At 60.7% G+C, this 14,684-nt stretch carries 9 protein-coding genes; 2 read left to right on the top strand and 7 right to left on the bottom strand.

Features of this window, described 5'->3' with window-relative positions; all coding sequences use genetic code 11:
* The first annotated feature begins 3 nt into the window (after positions 1-3).
* The gene (locus VL547_RS11690) at positions 4-654 is read left to right on the top strand and encodes a YggS family pyridoxal phosphate-dependent enzyme (protein WP_325577882.1); all 651 of its coding nucleotides are present in this window, start codon (positions 4-6) and stop codon (positions 652-654) included.
* Here the strand turns inward: VL547_RS11690 and VL547_RS11685 are convergent.
* From VL547_RS11685 to VL547_RS11675, 3 genes are read right to left on the bottom strand one after another with little or no spacing between them, the layout of a single operon-like run.
* Positions 651-1,955 carry an amidohydrolase gene (locus tag VL547_RS11685; RefSeq protein WP_325577877.1) on the bottom strand — a complete coding sequence of 435 codons (1,305 nt, stop codon included), beginning with the start codon at positions 1,953-1,955 and terminating at the stop codon, positions 651-653. The genes VL547_RS11690 and VL547_RS11685 overlap by 4 nt on opposite strands.
* Before the next feature lie 4 nt (positions 1,956-1,959).
* A complete protein-coding gene (locus tag VL547_RS11680; RefSeq protein WP_325577875.1) occupies positions 1,960-3,474 on the bottom strand; it encodes a serine hydrolase in 1,515 nt (504 codons plus the stop codon).
* Between the two features lie 26 nt (positions 3,475-3,500).
* Complete coding sequence (locus VL547_RS11675) at positions 3,501-4,862, bottom strand: acyl-CoA dehydrogenase family protein (protein ID WP_325577873.1); 1,362 nt, start codon at positions 4,860-4,862, stop codon at positions 3,501-3,503.
* 123 nt (positions 4,863-4,985) lie between these two features.
* Here VL547_RS11675 and VL547_RS11670 point away from each other — a divergent pair, with 123 nt between their 5' ends.
* The gene (locus VL547_RS11670; protein ID WP_325577871.1) at positions 4,986-6,278 is read left to right on the top strand and encodes an O-acetylhomoserine aminocarboxypropyltransferase/cysteine synthase; all 1,293 of its coding nucleotides are present in this window, start codon (positions 4,986-4,988) and stop codon (positions 6,276-6,278) included.
* 21 nt (positions 6,279-6,299) lie between these two features.
* Here VL547_RS11670 and VL547_RS11665 read toward each other — a convergent pair whose 3' ends face one another.
* The 4 genes from VL547_RS11665 to VL547_RS11650 all read right to left on the bottom strand — a co-directional run.
* Entirely contained in the window at positions 6,300-6,815 is a 516-nt protein-coding gene (locus VL547_RS11665) for a hypothetical protein (protein WP_325577869.1), read from the bottom strand.
* Positions 6,816-6,857: 42 nt separating this feature from the next.
* Positions 6,858-8,903 (bottom strand): OmpA family protein, encoded by a 2,046-nt coding sequence (locus VL547_RS11660; RefSeq protein ID WP_325577868.1) that lies wholly within the window; start codon positions 8,901-8,903, stop codon positions 6,858-6,860.
* A gap of 4 nt (positions 8,904-8,907) precedes the next feature.
* Entirely contained in the window at positions 8,908-9,915 is a 1,008-nt protein-coding gene (locus VL547_RS11655; RefSeq protein ID WP_325577866.1) for a type IX secretion system membrane protein PorP/SprF, read from the bottom strand.
* Between the two features lie 7 nt (positions 9,916-9,922).
* Positions 9,923-14,684: gliding motility-associated C-terminal domain-containing protein (locus VL547_RS11650; protein WP_325577864.1), on the bottom strand; the 4,762-nt coding region annotated here is incomplete at its 5' end.

Here is a 14,684-nt window from a genome sequence, read left to right as displayed (position 1 = left end):
GCCATGGTTCAACAAGAGGCGTATAACCGGCTCCGCGGAACGTTGCCCGCCGGCGTCACACTGGTGGCGGTTTCCAAGACAAAGCCCGTAGAGGATATACAAGCGTTGTATGACCTGGGTCACCGGGACTTCGGCGAAAACTACGTGCAGGAGCTCCTCGAAAAACAACGCCTGCTGCCGGGCGATATCCGCTGGCATTTTATTGGCCACCTGCAATCCAACAAGGTAAAGTTACTGGCGCCCTTCGTGCACCTGATCCACGGGGTAGACGGCTATTCCCTGTTGCGCGAGATCGACAAGCAGGGGATCAAGGCCGGCAGGCGCGTCGACTGCCTGTTGCAGATGCACATTGCCGTGGAAGAAACCAAATTCGGCCTGGACCGGGATGAGCTCGGGCCGTTGCTGGAGCGGATAGAAGCCGAGCCCCTCTCGCATGCGCACGTGCGCGGGTTGATGGGGATGGCCACCAACGGGTGCGATGGCATACAGCTCCGCGAGGAGTTTACGGGACTGGCGGAATTGTTTGCCATGGGCAAAGAACGCTTCCCGGACTGGGATACCCTTTCCATGGGCATGAGCGTCGATTACCTCGAAGCGGTGGAAAGCGGGTCTACCATGGTGCGGATAGGAAGCCTCCTATTTGGGACGCGCTAGCGCGCCGGGTGCATCTTAGCATAGTCGAACACCAACTGGCAAAAAGTCGCCACACCCACATCGAGGCGCGAGTCATCGATATAGAAATGGTCCGTATGATGCGGCGGCGCTTTGGCAGGGTCGGCGCCTACAGGCAGTCCTCCCAGGAAAAAGAACATCGCCGGCGCCTTTTGTCCATAGAACGAGAAGTCTTCCGCCATCATAAAACCCGACGGCGCCAGGTGTACGTGCTCGGCGCCGGCCGCCTTTTGGAGCGAGGGCAGCATCTGGGCCGTCAGCGCGGAGTCGTTATAGGTCACCAGGGTCTTGGTATCGATGGATACGTCCGCCTTGGCGCCGGAAGCCGAGGCGATAGCCGTGACCGTGCGGTTGAAGCGGTCGTGTACGTCCTTTTGCATGGCCGGGTCGAGGGTGCGCATCGTGCCGGTCAGGTCGGCCGTCCCGGGGATGATGTTCCAGCGGACGCCGCTTTGGATGGTTCCCACGCTGATGACCACCGGCGCCTTGGATATGTCTTCCTGCCGGCTGACGATGGTTTGCAGACCCTCGATGATCTGCGCGGCCACCACGACGGGGTCTATGCTGAGCCAGGGTTGGGAGCCGTGGGCGGACTTACCGGTGATGTGGATATTGAACTCGTCGGCGGAAGCCATGAATGATCCGGGTTTGTACACTATATCCCCGATAGGCAGGTTCGACTGTATGTGCAGGCCAAAGACCACGTCAACCTTGGGATTGTCCATCGCGCCCTGGCTGATCATGCGGGCGGCGCCCCCGGGCATGCCGGGCGGTGCGCCTTCTTCACAGGGCTGGAAGAAAAAGACCACGGTCCCCGCCAGCTTGTCGCGCATCCCTGCCAGTATCGTTGCCGCGCCCAGCAACATGGCCGTGTGGGCGTCGTGACCGCAGGCGTGCATGACGCCGACGGTCTGGCCGTTGTAGAGGGCCGTGTCGTGAGAGGCGAAGGGCACGTCCGTTTTTTCGGTCACCGGAAGCGCGTCCATATCCGCGCGGAGCGCGATGACCGGGCCGGGCTTCTTGCCATGCAGGATGGCCAGCACGCCGTGGCCGCCGACTTCCGTATGGATATCCATCCCCAGCTGCTGCAAATGGTCCACCACGAACGTGGCGGTGTTGACCTCCTGGTCGGACAGCTCCGGGTGCTGGTGGAGGTACCGTCTCCATTCGATCACCTTGGGCAGGAGTGCGGCCGCCTGGTCGTGTATCGACCGGGTGAGGTCCTGGGCGCCGGCCACGCAGGGCAGGGCGGTCATGAGGCAAAGCAGCAGTTTGGGACGCATATGTTTAGTCTTTTACGAATACATAAGGATCATACTCTACAAAATCGCTGGCCTTGATGGTGACGTTGCGGACCTTCCCGCCGACGATCGTAAACGGCGTGGGGAAAATACCGTAAGCGGGGTTGGAATAGGTCATCAGGAACTTGTCCGCGCCCATGTATTCCAACGTGGCGCTGAGGTCGGGGTGGTGCTCAAAGTGCACCAGCAGCCCCTTGGCGCCGGTGGTGATCCGGACCTTCCCATACAACGGGTTCGTATAGCTGCCGGTGAAGGCGCTGAGGGGTAGCGCCGGGCGGGCCCCCGTCCGTACCTGCGCCTTCCAGTCCGCCACTTGCCTGAGCCGCTCCGCCTTTTGCTGCTGCGACCCCGCCAGGAGCTGCCGGCTGCGGTTGACAAATGGCACGCCCAGGTAGGCGTCGAGGATCTGGTAGCGGAGTGCCTCGAAAAAGGACTGGTCGTCGTTGTTGGTCAGGATGGCGATGGCCAGGTGCTCTTCCGGCACGAAACAGGTATTGGTCACGAAGCCGAACGCGCCGCCGGTATGCCAGTATATCTGGCGCCCGGCATAGTCCCCCATAAAGACCCCCATGCCATACAGCATATAGTGCGTCGGGAGGATGGCGCTTTTGTTGCTGCGTACGATCGTCGCCGCCTGCCGGGTCTTCTGGATGACGCTCCAGCTGAAGACGGCCTGGCCGCCGGCCCGCCCGCTGTCGAGCTGCATCTGGAGCCATTTGGACAGGTCGCTGATACAGCTGACCAGGCTACCCGCCGGACCCTGGTTGTCGATATGGTCGAAGGGCAGCGCTACCGGTTCCCCGTAAACGCTGGTATAGGGGTGCGCTATATTGGGGTAAGCCGCCGCGCCCGTGGTGGACGTATGCGTATGCGTCATCCCGAGCTTGTCGAGGATGCGCTGCTGGATAAAGTCCTCCCAGGGATGCCCGGTGACCTTTTCCACCACTTCCCCCGCGGTGATAAAACACGAATTGCAGTAGCCATAGTCCTGGCGGAACTGCCCCGGCGGCTGGAGCAGGCGCATCTTGGCCGTGATGGCTTCCCGGCTCAGGTTGGAGTTCCAGAAAGAGAAGTCGCCCTGGAAGGTCTTGGTGCCGAGGTGGTGCGACAACAGGTCGCGTATGTCGATGAGCCGCGTAGCGCTCGAGTCGTACAAGCGGAAGCCGGGCAGGTACTGCGTGACCCTGTCGGTCAGGGACAGCTTCTTTTCCTCGTCCAGCTCCGATACGGCCGTGCCCGTAAACAATTTGGTGTTGGAGGCGATAAAGAACAGGGTGTTCTCGTCCACCGGCTCGTCCTTGCCCAGCACCCGGGTCCCATAGCCCTTCATAACGACGGGCTGGCCGTCCTTCAGGATCAATACCGCCATACCGGGTATCTGCCAATCCTGCATACCCTGCTGTATATACGCGTCCAGGCTGTCGGCGACAAACGATGGCGTCTGCGCGCCGGCCCATACGGGCGCGGCCATCAACAGACAGCAAAAAAGTCTTCTCATCATGTTTTAAATATAGGAAAAACGAATCGCTATACAAATGCGCTCGACCCGGTTATGGCCCTGCCCACGATCAGGGAGTTGATCTCCTTGGTGCCCTCGTAGCTGTAAATCGCCTCGGCGTCGGCCACGAAGCGCGCCACGTCGTACTGGAGCAGGATGCCGTTACCCCCCATGACCTCCCGGGCGCGGCTGACGATATCCCGGGTGCGCAGGGTGCAAAAAACCTTTGCCAGCGAAGCGTGCTCGTCGGTGAGCTTGCCCTCGTCCTGTAGCTGGGAAAGGCGGAAGACCATCGTCTGCATCGCCGTGAGGTTCGACAGCATTTCGACGAGGTGGTTCTGGATGAGCTGGAAGGACGCAATGGGCCGGCCGAACTGTTTCCGCTGGCGGGTATACGCCAGGGCGCTCTCGTAGGCGCCCCGGGCGCAGCCGACGGCCTCCCAGGCCACGCCCGCCCGGGTCATCCGGAGCACCTTGGAGGTGTCCTTGAAGCTATTCGCGTTCTGAAGGCGGTCGGACTCATGGACCATACAACTCCTCATGGTGATGAGACCGTTCTGGACGATGCGCAAAGCCATCTTGTCCTCGATCTTTTCCACATCGATGCCGGGCGTGTCCTTTTTGACCAGGAAGCCCTTGACCTGCCCGTCATCCAGGTCCCTGGCCCAGATGATGGTCACGTCCGCGAAGGTGGCGTTCCCGATCCACTTCTTCTGGCCGTTGAGCACCCATTGATCGCCCTGGCGTTTGGCCGTGGTCGTCAGCCCCCCCGCGGCGCCCGAGCCGACCTCCGGCTCGGTCAGACCGAAGGCGCCGATGGCCTGGAGCTTTTGCATCCGGGGCAGCCAGGTCTGTTTTTGCTCTTCAGAGCCCAGCAGGTAAATGGAGCCCATGGCCAGACCGCTCTGCACCCCAAAAAACGTGGCGATACTGGCATCCACCCTTGCCATCTCCATGGCCAGCACCCCCTCCATCAAAAACGGGAGGTGTGGGCATCCGTAGCCTTCGTAGGTTACCCCGCAAATATTCAATTCCGCCAGCCGGGGAATGATCTCGAAGGGAAATTCCCCTTTCTGCCAGTAGCGGTTGACCAAAGGCTTGACTTCGGTTTCCATGAATGACCGTACCTTTAGCTGGAGGGCGCGTTCGCTTTCCGTCAGGGTATGCCCCAGGTGATAGAAGTCTCCTTCGATGGGCGGTAGCTCCCTGGGTTTGTGCGACCCGCCCGTCAGCATCTTGGTGAGCGCCTGGAGCTGTTGATCGTCCATGTGCCCCACGGCCTTCATGACGGCGCCGAGGTCTACCTTGGACGCCAGGCGGCCGATCTGGTCTATGTCGACCTCCCTGAAGAGGTGGTAGGCTTGTCTGAGCTTTGCAAAAACGGATGCCATAGCGCGGATTTAAGGTAAAATTACGGTTTGACCCTAGTGCACAATGTATTAATTTTTCGCGCGATTCCCCTACTTTTGTTTTATCCCACTAATTTTGTAGACTATAATAAAAAACAACATCTCATGTCGTTGCACTTTGAAACACTCCAGCTTCACGCGGGTCAGGAGCCCGACTCCGCCACCAATGCCCGGGCCGTCGCCATCTACCAGACGACGTCTTATGTCTTCAACAGCTCGGAACACGCGGCCAACCTCTTTGGCCTGCGCGAGTTCGGTAACATCTACACCCGCATCATGAACCCCACCACCGACGTCTTCGAAAAGCGCATAGCCGCCCTGGAGGCGGGCGTGGGTGCGGTGGCGGTAGGGTCCGGCCAGGCCGCCCAGCACCTGGCGCTCCACAACCTGCTGCTGCCCGGTGACAACTTCGTGACGTCTTCCCACCTGTATGGGGGCACTTACAACCAGTTCAAAGTATCGTTTAAACGCATTGGGGTCGAGGCCCGCTTTGCCAACGTCGACGACCCCGCGAGTTTCGAACGGCTCATCGACGACAATACAAAGGCCCTCTACCTGGAGACCATCGGCAACCCGGGTTTCAGCATACCCGACTTCGAAAAGTTCGCCGCCATCGCCCGTAAACACGACATCCCGGTGGTCGTGGACAATACCTTCGGGGCCGCGGGTTATCTTTTCCGCCCCTTCGAGCACGGCGCGAACGTCGTCGTGGAATCCGCCACCAAGTGGATCGGCGGACACGGCACGAGCATAGGCGGGGTGATCGTAGATGGCGGGAACTTCAATTGGGGCAACGGGAAATTCCCGCAGTTCACCTCCCCCGACGACGCCTACCATGGGATGAAGTTCTGGGAAGTATTTGGCGCCGATAGTCAATTTGGCAACATCGCCTACATCATCCGGCTCCGGGTAACGGGTCTGCGGACCTGGGGACCCTCGGTCAGCCCCTTTAACTCGTTCCTTTTCCTGCAGGGGCTGGAAACGCTGTCGCTGCGTATGGAGCGCACCGTCCAGAACACCCAGGCCCTGGCCGAATGGCTGGAAAAGCATCCAAAGGTCGAAAGCGTCAACTACCCCGGGCTGCCTTCGAACAAATACTACGCCCTGGCCAAAAAGTATTTGCCCCGCGGCGCGGGTGGCGTGTTGTCGTTCAAGATAAAAGGGGGGAAGGAAGCCGGCGACGCCTTTGTAAACGCCTTACAGCTGGTGAGCCACCTGGCCAACGTGGGGGACGCCAAGACGCTGATCATCCACCCTGCCACGACCACCCACGAGCAGCTGACCGATGAGGAAAGGGCCGCGGCCGGCGTGGAGCCGGGCGTGTTGCGCGTGTCGCTCGGGATCGAGCACATCGATGACATCAAGGCGGACTTGTCGCAGGCGTTTGATAAGGTCTAGCCTTCGCGCCTCTGCGGGCGCCTAGTGCATCAGTTTCTTCGCCTCGATGTTGAGGCCGTCGATGACGGTTTGCTGCAACGTGGCGCTTTCCGGCCCCGACAAGAATTCAGCGATAGCCCTCGCCAGGTCCCTGGCGACGGCCTCGCCATTGAGGTAGCTGCCGATCTGGTTGATGACGTAGATATTTTGCTCCTTCAGGCTCTGTACGGCTTCCCAGGCTTTGGGCGCCACATAGATCTGCTGGCTTACGTTGTATTCGTATTCCCGCTTGATCGCCTCCACCAGCAATGCCTGGTATTCGCGCGCGCTCAGCCCATCGGTGGGCTGGCTGCCGATCAGCTGGCGGAGCCCGATGCGCTCGGCCAGGATGACCAGGCGCTCGTACGCCTGCAGCTGGAGCGGTAGGGTAGAGGGGCCGCCGGCGTTTTGTACCGGGGCCTTGGTTTCGATGCTGGGTCGGAAGATCAGGTAAGCGAGGGCTGCCAGGATGAGGAACCCCAGGATGATCAGCAGGACATAGACGTTGTCGGTGGACATAAAAAAGGCTCGGGTCTTTTTGTTTGACAGCAAAAATAGGGATTACTGATGCAACACCCGCACCTCGGTGCGGCGGTTGGCCTGATGTTGCGCGTCGGTACAGGGCACCCCGTTACTACAACCGTTGACCAGCTTGGTTTCCCCAAACCCGTGGGCCATCACCCGATCGGGGGCGATCCCGTGGTCCAGCAGGTATTTCCGGGCCGATTCCGCCCTTCTCCGGGAGAGGTCGAGGTTATAGGTATCGCTCCCCCGGGAGTCGGTAAACGCCGACAGGTCGATCGTTACACCCGGGAATTGCTTCATGTAGCCCACCAGGCCATCCAGGACCCCGGCGGCGTCCGGACGGATGCCGGCCTTGTTGAAGTCGTAATAGAGGCTGCGCAGGACGAAGATATCGCCCAGTTCGGGGTTCTTTTGCAGACAGATCTTCACATTCAGGGTGTCCTGGTCCTTACCCGTAAAGCTCGCGCCGCCGGGGGTATATCCCTTCTTGTACACGCTGTCGGTGTAGGGCGTGCCGTGCTCCACCGGCTGGGTGAAGGAGCCGTCGCCGCCCGTTATGGTGGTATAGCGCTGCCCGCTCCGTGTCTGGGTGACCACCACGGTGGCGTCCTGTAGGGGCTGGCCGGTCAGGCTGTCCGTTATGCGGGTGCGGAGGATCGGGTTTACCGTCGCTACCCTGGTCAGGTCACCGCCGTTGCCCACGCCGTTCAGCATGGCTCCGTGGCCGCCGGCCGTCAGCGGCGCGCCTTTGCCGGGGACGTAGACGTATTTGTAGATATCGTCGCTGCCCAGCCCGCCGGGTCGGTCCGAAGACAGGAAACCGGACAACGAATCCCTTGTCGTAAAATAAAAATCATCCCCGGCCGAGTTGATCGGGTAACCGAGGTTACGCACCGACGTCCAGACGGATTTCTCGCCGGTGGCCGCAAAGATGTCGTATCCCCCCATGCCCGCCAGCCCTTTGCTCGCGAAGTACAGGCGGCTGTCCACACCCATGTTGGCAAAGGCCTCGTTTTCTTCGGTGTTGATCGACGGTCCGCAATTCTCCGGGGCCGACCAGGAGCCGTCGCTCTGGCGTTCCACGTACCAGATGTCGGTTTTGCCAAAGCCCCCGGGCATGTTGCTGGTGAAATACAGTGTCCGGCCGTCCAGGCTCAGGGTGGCGTGTCCCACCGAATATTTGCCCGTGTTGTCGCTCATCAGCGAATGGGGCTGTCCCCAGTTGCCGCTGCTGTCCCGGGCGACCCAAAAGATTTCCAGGCGGCGGATGCCCCACTTCTTTTGTTTTTTGCCGGGCCCGTAGTATATCGTATCCCCGGGCTGGTCGAGCATTTCGGGGTTGGTTACGGTGAAATAGGCGGTGTCGCCCCTGGCGGTGAAGGATACCGGGCCGTCGTGGTAGGCGTTGCTGTTCATGACCGCGGAAAAGCCCTTGACGGGCCCTACGCCCTTGTCGCTACTATCGGCCACGTATATCTTCTGGAAGGGCCGTCCTGTCCGACGGAAAACCTGCCGTTCGAGCCGCCTGGCCTTGCCCAGGATCCTGGTGCGCAGGCTGTCCGAGGTGAATACGATCGAGCGGCCGCCATACCATTGGGCGCCCCAGTCTGAACCGGAAGAATTCAACGCGACCAGGTTGGTCACGGTGTAAGATACCGGGTGCGCCATCCACCAGACGGCGGAGTCGCAACCGGCGATCTTCATTGAAAACCTCTTTTGCAGACTGTCGGGCGCCTGCCGGTAGGCGGCCTTTGCCTCGTCGTACCGACCCATACCTTTGAGCGCATCCCCATAGTTTATCCAGTATTCTCCATCCATGGGGTGCTCGCTAGTAATCCGGTCATATAGTTTGGCCGCTTTGGACCATTCATTCTGTTGCAGATAGCACTCGGCTAGCCGGCTCTCGGCATTGGCCGGCTGGTGATGAAACGTCAGGACCTTCTCATACAACCTGGCCGCGCGCTGGTATTCCCTGCGGGCAAAGGCTTCCTCCGCCGACACGACGGTGGGATAGCTCTCCTGCGCGTGCGTCGTCAGGGCGCCGAGCAGGGTTATGGCTAGTATGAGAAGGTTTTTTTTCATGATCTTAGAAATAACGCGGACTGTCGTACTGGTTTGGCTTCCGTTTGCTAAACAGGATCCCCACCGACAGCTCGTGGGAGCCGGTTTGATAATTGGACAGACCGCTGGTCGTAAAGTCGTACGAGTACCCGATCCGCAGGTTGGGTGTGGCAAAGAACTCCACCATAAGGCTGGCGGCATCGGTGGCTTCCAGGTTCTGCTGGAGGTTGTGCTGCTGCCATAGCTTCATGGCCGAGCGGTACGAACCGCCTACCCAGACCAGCTCGTCGAGCAGGAACAACACGTTGAAGTCGGCGTTGGTCGGCCCCCGGAAGTCCTCCTTGAACAAGACAGACGGTTTCATCTTGACCTCGTCGCTGAGTTCTATCATACCGCCTACCGTCGCATAGAGGTGCGCGGACTGCAGGATGTCGGCATATTCCGACCCGTTCGCGTAGTACACGGTCCGGGTGGAGTTGATGGAAAAAAGGTTCAACAGCGACGCGCCCGCATAAAAGTGGTTCGTGTAGTAGTAGACGCCAAAGCTGGCGTCAGGCACTATCTTCGTCCGGACCTGCACCTGCGGTATCGTCGGGTCGTTGGGGTCGGTATACGTCAGCACGCTCCCGTTGAGGGAATACTGCGAGGCCACCCCCGCGAGGCCCAGGCACAACCGGTGCGGGTCGTCTTCGTCGTCGTTCAACGGGATGCGGTAGGCGTAGTCCCCGGTCAGCGAGTAGTTTTTCTGCGGCCCCAGCTGGTCGTAGAGCAACTGAACACCCAGCCCCATCCGGTCGTTTTCCTGGTCAGTAACCCCATCGAGGGAAAGCACGCCCGTTTTGGGCGCGCCCGGGAAACCGGCCCACTGGTCCCTGAAATTGGCGTTCAGGTAGGGCTGTCCCTTGTACCCGGCGTAGGCGGGGTTCAGGCTGAGGCCGTTGAACACATACTGGCTGAACTGTATGTCCTGTTGCGCCGTTGCTTTCTGCACCAGAGTTATCGCCAGCAGTAGGATTACGAGACGGGGGTTCATTTTTTTTCTATTTATGTAACAATTCGATCCAACCCTTGTAAGGCTGTTTGCCTTGGCGGGTGTTCAATAACAGTATATAGTAGTAGGTACCATCGTTGAGGTTGCTACCGTCCCAGTCGTTGTTATAGCTTTCCGAATGGTAGACCTCGTTGCCCCAGCGGTTATAGACCTTCAGCACCGAGCCGGGATACTTGTCGAGCCCCACGATCACGAACTTGTCGTTCTTGCCGTCACCGTTGGGGGTGAACACGTTCGGGATCACGATGTCGCCGCCGATGGTGAATACCGCGGTGCTGTGGTTGTTGCTCGTGTCCGGGTCGCTGGTCAGGGCCGTCGCCGTGGCGGTGTTTGTGATCGTCCCGAGGGCCTTGATGTCGACGTTGAAGGTCAGGATCATGTTCGCACCGGAATCGAGCGACGGGATGTGCCACTGGATGACCCTCGTCAGCGGATCGTAGGCCGCGTCCGGGCCCGTGCTGATGAAGTTGACGGGGTCACCCAGGCTGGCGCTCAGCGTATCCGTGACTACGACGTCCTTGCTGGCGTTCGGTCCGGCATTCCGCACCGTGAGTGCATAGGATACGGGCTGCTCGACGCTGTAGGGGCCGGGGCTGACCTGTTTGCTCACGCTTATGTCCGCCTGCGGGACCGCCACGCACACAGAGGTCACGACCTGCGCCGCGCTGGCTACCGACGTACAGCCGCTGTTGTTGGCCAACACCGTGTACGTGCCTTGCTGGGTAGCCGACAGTATACCGCTGGTCGCGCCGTTGATCGCCGTGCCGTCGAGATACCACTGGTAGCTCGTCGCTACGTTTGTCGTAGCCTGCAGGTCGATCGGGCTACCCGGACAGACATTAAATGCGCCCGGGGTGCTGATCACCGGTTGCGTCGGCACATCCAGGATGGTGACGGTAAAACTGACGCTCGCCGGACACCCGGTGCTGCCCGTGACGGTGTATGTCATCGTGACCGTGTTCGGATCGACGCTGGTAACCATCCCGTTGTTGCTGATGGTGGCCACCGTATTGTTGGCCGAGCTCCACACCCCACCCGCCGTCGCGTCATCGAGCTGGATCGAGCCGCCCATACAAACGTTTTGCTGGCCGGTGATCGGCGCTATCGCGGGTGTTCCGTCGGTAATGGTCACCGCGGCGCCCGGCGCGGAAGTACATCCGCTCGTATTGGTCATGGTCGCGGTATAGTCGCCCGCTTGTGTTGCGGTATAGGTGTTGCCTGTTGCGCTATTTATCGGTGTGCCGTTCAGGTACCATTGGTAGCTGCTGGCATTGGTCGCGCTGGCCGTCAGGATCACGTTACCGCCCGAGCAGAACGTCGTGGACGCCCCTGCGTTCAGGATCGGCGCCGCCGCCGGCGGGTTGACCGTCAGCGTGGTGGTGGCGTTGGCCGCACAGCTACCCGATACCGTATAAGTGATGGTCGTCGACCCGCTACCCACCGTCGTCACCTTGCCGGTGGCGTCGATGGTGGCGACCGCCAGGTTGCTGGACGCCCAGGCGCCGCCCGGTGTTGCGTCGGTCAGGGTAACCGTAGCCCCGGCGCAGACCGTTGTGTTACCCGTTATCGGCGCCACTGTCGACGTGGTATTGACGGTGACCGTCGTGGCCGGGCTCGTCGCGGTACAGCCCGTGGCGTTGCTTACCGTTACGGTGTAGTCGCCGGCCGCGGTTGCGGTGTATGTGTTGCTTGTTGCGCCACTGATAGCGGTACCGTTTTGGAACCACTGATAGCTGCCGGAGCCCGTTGCGGTCGTTAGGGTGACGCTGCCGCCGCTGCAGAAGGTCATGGCGCCGCCTGCCGTGATAGCCGGCGTGGCCGGTGCCGTGTTGACGGTAACCGTCGCGGCCGTGCTGGTGGCGGTACAGCCGGAGGCGTTGCCGATCTCTACGGTGTAGTCTCCGCCCGTGGTTGCCGTGGTGCTGTTGCCGGATGCGCCAGCGATGGCGGCGCCATTCAGGAACCACTGGTAGCTGCCGGCGCCCGTTGCGGTCGTTAGGGTGACGCTGCCACCTGCACAGAAGGTCGTGGCGCTACCGGCAGTGATTGTCGGCGTAGCCGGCAGTGCGTTGACGGAGACGGTCGTAGCCGCGCTAGTCGCCGTACAGCCGGAGGTGTTGCTGGTGGTGACGGTGTAGTCGCCGGCTGCCGAGGCAGTATATGTATTGGCGGTTGCGCCGCTGATGGCGGTGCCATTGAGATTCCATTGGTAGCTGCCGGAGCCCGTTGCGGTCGTTAGGGTGACGCTGCCACCTGCACAGAAGGTCGTGGCGCTACCGGCAGTAATTGTCGGCGTAGCCGGCAGCGCGTTGACGGTGACGGTTGTTGCCGCGCTTGTTGCTGTACAGCCGGAGGTGTTGCTGGTGGTGACGGTGTAGTCGCCAGCTGCCGAAGCAGTATAAGTATTGGCGGTTGCGCCGCTGATGGCGGTGCCATTGAGATTCCATTGGTAGCTGCCGGCGCCGGTTGCGGTCGTTAGGGTGACGCTGCCACCTGCACAGAAGGTCGTGGCGCTACCTGCGGTGATTGTCGGCGTAGCCGGCAGCGCGTTGACGGTGACGGTCGTAGCCGCGCTTGTTGCTGTACAGCCCGAGGCGTTGCTGGTGGTGACGGTGTAGTCGCCAGCTGCCGAAGCAGTATAAGTATTGGCGGTTGCGCCGCTGATGGCGGTGCCATTCAAGAACCACTGGTAGCTATTGGCGCCAATGGTAGTGCTCAATATTACGCTGCCACCTGCACAGAAGGTCGTGGCGCTACCGGCAGTGATTGTCGGCGTAGCCGGCAGCGCGTTGACGGTGACGGTCGTAGCCACGCTAGTCGCCGTACAGCCGGAGGTGTTGCTGGTGGTGACGGTGTAGTCGCCGGCCGCCGAGGCAGTATAAGTATTGGCGGTTGCGCCGCTGATAGCGGTGCCATTCAGGAACCACTGGTAGCTATTGGCGCCAGTGGTAGTGCTCAATACTACGCTGCCACCTGCACAGAAGGCCGTGGCGCTACCGGCAGTGATCGTTGGCGTAACCGGCAGCGCGTTGATGGTGACGGTTGTTGCCGCGCTTGTTGCTATACAGCCAGAGGCGTTGCTGGTGGTGACGGTGTAGTCGCCAGCTGCCGAGGCAGTATAAGTGTTTCCGGTCGCACCAGGTATAACAGTACCGTTCAGGTTCCATTGGTAGCTGGATGCGCCGGTTGCGGTGCTCAGGGTAACACTACCGCCGGCGCAGAAGGTGGTGGGCCCACCTGCGGTAATCGTCGGTGTAACCGGCAACGCGTTGATGGTGACGGTTGTTGCCGCGCTTGTTGCTGTACAGCCCGAGGCGTTGCTGGTGGTGACGGTGTAGTCGCCAGCTGCCGAGGCATTATATGTGTTGCCGGTCGCACCCGAGATAGCGGTCCCGTTCAGGTTCCACTGGTAGCTGGATGCGCCGGTTGCGGTGCTCAGGGTAACACTACCGCCGGAGCAGAAGGTGGTGGGCGCACCTGCCGTAATCGTCGGCGTAGCCGGTAGTGTATTGACGGCGACGGTTATTGCCGTGCTTGTTGCTGTGCAGCCCGATGCGTTGCTGGTGGTGATGGTGTAGTCGCCAGCTGCCGGGGCAGCATATGTGTTGCTGGTCGCACCAGAGATCGCGGTGCCATTAAGATACCACTGGTAGCCACTGGCGGCGGTCGCTGTACTTAATGCTACGATGCCGCCGGCGCAGAATGTAGTGGAGCTGCTTGCGGCGATGGCAGGTGTAGTCGGCAGGGCATTTACTGTCACGGTTGTTGCTGAGCTCGTTGCCATACAGCCGGAGGCGTTGCTGATGGTGACGGAGTAGTCGCCAGCCGCCGAGGCAGTATACGTGTTTCCGGTCGCACCAGGTATAACAGTACCGTTCAGGTTCCATTGGTAGCTGGATGCGCCGGTTGCGGTGCTCAGGGTAACACTACCGCCTGCGCAGAAAGTCGTGGCGCTACCTGCAGTGATTGTCGGCGTAGCCGGCAGCGCGTTGACGGTGACGGTTGTAGCCGCGCTTGTAGCCATACAGCCCGAGGCATTGCCGATGGTGACGGTGTAGTCGCCAGCCGCTGAGGCAGCGTATGTGTTGCTGGTCGCACCAGAGATAGCAGTACCGTTCAGGTTCCATTGGTAGCTGGATGCGCCGGTTGCGGTGCTCAGGGTAACACTACCACCTATACAGAAGGTAGTGGAGCTTCCTGCAGTGATGGTCGGCGTAGCCGGCAAGGCGTTGACGGTGACCGTCGTAGCCGTGCTCGTAGCCGTACAGCCGGAGGCGTTGCTCACGGTGACGGAGTAGTCGCCAGAGGCAGTCGCATTGTAAGTGTTGCTGGTCGCGCCACTGATGGGGGTACCGTTCAGGAGCCATTGGTAGCCGCTGGCGCCCGTTGCGGTGCTGAGCATTACGCTGCCGCCTGCACAGAAGGTAGTAGTGCTACCTGGGGTGATGGTTGGTGTAGTCGGCAGGGCATTGACGATGAGAGTGGTAGCCGTGCTGGTAGCAGTACAGCCGAAGGCATTGCTTATGGTGACGGAGTAGTCGCCAGCGGTGGTCGCATTATACGTATTGCTGGTCGCGCCACTGATGGCGGTGCCGTTCAGGTTCCACTGGTAGCTGCTAGCGCCAGTTGCGGCGCTTAATACGACACTGCCACCAGAACAGAAGGTAGTTGAGCTACCGGCAGTGATCGACGGTTCGGTCGGTAGTGTGTTGACGGTGACGGTCGTGACCGTGCTGGTAGCAGTACAGCCG

This window comes from Dinghuibacter sp. (assembly GCF_035492835.1).
GTDB lineage: Bacteria > Bacteroidota > Bacteroidia > Chitinophagales > Chitinophagaceae > Dinghuibacter.
The sequence above is the reverse complement of the archived record's forward strand: the minus strand, read 5'-3'. Positions and strand labels throughout refer to the sequence as shown.

Bases quoted from the DNA above. Each gene is read 5' to 3' on its own strand.
- VL547_RS11675 (WP_325577873.1), bottom strand. From the start codon at position 4,862: ATGGCATCCGTTTTTGCAAAGCTCAGACAAGCCTACCACCTCTTCAGG.
- VL547_RS11660 (WP_325577868.1), bottom strand. From the start codon at position 8,903: ATGAAAAAAAACCTTCTCATACTAGCCATAACCCTGCTCGGCGCCCTG.
- VL547_RS11670 (WP_325577871.1), top strand. From the start codon at position 4,986: ATGTCGTTGCACTTTGAAACACTCCAGCTTCACGCGGGTCAGGAGCCC.
- VL547_RS11690 (WP_325577882.1), top strand. From the start codon at position 4: ATGGTTCAACAAGAGGCGTATAACCGGCTCCGCGGAACGTTGCCCGCC.
- VL547_RS11665 (WP_325577869.1), bottom strand. From the start codon at position 6,815: ATGTCCACCGACAACGTCTATGTCCTGCTGATCATCCTGGGGTTCCTC.
- VL547_RS11685 (WP_325577877.1), bottom strand. From the start codon at position 1,955: ATGCGTCCCAAACTGCTGCTTTGCCTCATGACCGCCCTGCCCTGCGTG.
- VL547_RS11680 (WP_325577875.1), bottom strand. From the start codon at position 3,474: ATGATGAGAAGACTTTTTTGCTGTCTGTTGATGGCCGCGCCCGTATGG.
- VL547_RS11655 (WP_325577866.1), bottom strand. From the start codon at position 9,915: ATGAACCCCCGTCTCGTAATCCTACTGCTGGCGATAACTCTGGTGCAG.